General features: G+C 60.5%; 1 protein-coding gene. It reads left to right on the plus strand.

Translation table 11 applies throughout. The features are described from left to right. Positions 1-1,951 (plus strand): DNA polymerase III subunit alpha (dnaE, locus tag BFAL_RS10400; protein ID WP_152973660.1); only part of this gene is annotated, 1,951 nt, incomplete at its 5' end. Positions 1,952-2,333: the final 382 nt, after the last annotated feature.

Raw genomic sequence — 2,333 nt, forward strand, 5'->3', positions numbered from 1 at the left:
CCAGACGGGCGTGCACGCGTGCGCGACGATCATGGGAAGCGAGCCGATCACGGACACGTCCCCGCTGCTGGAGCGTACGGACGGCACGGTGACGACCACGTTCGAATACCATACGTGCGAGACGCTGGGCCTGGTCAAGATGGACTTCCTGGGTCTGTCCAACTTGACGGTCATCCAGGACACGCTCAGGAACATCGAGGCGAACGGCAAGCCGGCGATCGACTACACGAAGATCCCGCTGGACGACAAGGCCACGTACGAGCTGCTCTCGCGCGGCGACACGCTGGGCGTGTTCCAGCTTGATTCCGACGGCATGCGCAGTCTGCTCAAGATGCTCAGGCCCGACAACTTCAACGACATCTCCGCATTGATCGCCCTGTACCGTCCGGGCCCGATGTCGATGGAATCGCACATCAACTACGCCAAGCGCAAGAACGGCCTGCAGAAGATCACGCCGATCCACCCGGAACTGGACGAGCCGTTGAAGCAGGTGCTGGACGAGACGTACGGCCTGATCATCTACCAGGAGCAGGTGCAGTCGGCGGCGCGTATCCTCGCGGGCTACTCGCTGGGCAAGGCCGACGTGCTGAGGCGCGCCATGGGCAAGAAGAAGCCGGAGGTGCTGGCCAAGGAGAAGGTGCCGTTCTTCGCCGGCATGAAGGAGCACGGCTACTCCGAGGAGGCGTCGCAGGCCGTGTGGGACGTTCTGGTCCCGTTCTCCGGCTATGCGTTCAACAAGGCCCATTCGGCGGCGTACGGTCTCATCTCCTATTGGACCGCGTACCTGAAGACCCACTATCCGGTGGAGTTCATGGCCGCGCTGCTGCAGGGCACGAAGGACAACAAGGACAAGACCGCCCTGTATCTGGGCGAGGCGCGCCGCATGGGCATCCAGGTGCTGTCGCCGGATGTCAACGAGTCCCAGTTCGCGTATTCGGCCGTCGGCGACGTGGTGCGCTTCGGCCTGGGCGCCATCCGCAACGTGGGCGACAAGGCCGTGGCCGACATCGTCGCCGAACGTTCCGGCGCCCACGGCAAGTACGTGAACTTCATGGACTTCGTGCGCCGCGTGCCCCTGACCGCGTTGAACAAGCGCCTCGTGGAATCGCTGATCAAGGCGGGCGCGTTCGACTCCATCGACCCGAACCGCCGCGCCCTGTTCCAGATCCACGAGACCGCCATCGATTCAATCCTCCCCATAAAGCACAAACAGATGGAAGGACAGTTCGACCTGTTCGCTGACGAGGCTTATGAAGATATGGGATTGGGCGACGCGTCCATCACCGTGCCCGACATCGAGGACTGGGACAAGAAGACCAAACTCAACTTCGAACGCGAGATGCTCGGCCTGTACGTCTCCGACCATCCGCTGAGTGACATGCAAGCATTGCTTGACTCACTTAGAGATGCATCCATCGCTCGGCTCGTCGATGGCACCGACCCCGTTCCCGAAGGACGAAAAGTCACCATCGCCGGACTCATCATCAACGTGGACCGTCGCGTCTCTAAGAAGGGCAACGCATGGGCGATCGTCACCATCGAGGATCTGGAAAGCTCCATCCAATGCATGTTCTTCGGCAAGATGTACGAGACGTACGCTGCGCAGCTTTGCGTCGATCAAATCGTACAGATTCGGGGACGTGTGGATCGACATGGTGAAACCACCACGATCAGAGTGGCGGGGATGCGTGTACCTGATACGGAGGACCGGGATGGGAAGCCGCTCGTCATCCTCCTGCCGAGTTCGTTGTCGACCCGAGCCAATATGGCGAGACTCAGGCAGATGCTTGTCGACCACCCTGGACTCAGCGAGGTCAAGCTTGCGTTGCTCGACGACGCAGGCAATGCGGAGGTTCTTACCTTCGGCGACCGATTCCTCGTCAGAAAGGAGACGGCGTTGATCGCTGAACTCAAGGTCATGTTCGGTCCTAACTGTCTGTCATCGATTTGACGTCGTTGCGCGCCTATCTGTGCCCCGATGAGGCGCCGGAATGCCTCAAGACCCGCATCAAGGAGTGCCTCGAGCACTGCTGCGGTGAGCGGTGAGGCGGATGGTCGTCCGGAACGTGCCGCCGGATGTCACCGGGACGCCCCGGGCGAACGGCGCATGTCCCGCCGGCAACGTCCGGTGAGACGCAGAGCCGGGCAACCCACCAAGTGATACACTGAATACGAAGCGCCCCAGATTGACACCTCCTTTTAACACATGCGACAACGCATGTGGGTGACATTCTGGGGCGGTTCATTTGATTCTCAGCATTTTTCGTCCTTGCCGATGATGCAGATCATTTCGCTCTTGAAACGCCGGCTGCGTATTATGCATCGAATAAGTT

The sequence above is a fragment of the Bifidobacterium aesculapii genome (genome assembly GCF_001417815.1).
GTDB lineage: Bacteria > Actinomycetota > Actinomycetes > Actinomycetales > Bifidobacteriaceae > Bifidobacterium > Bifidobacterium aesculapii.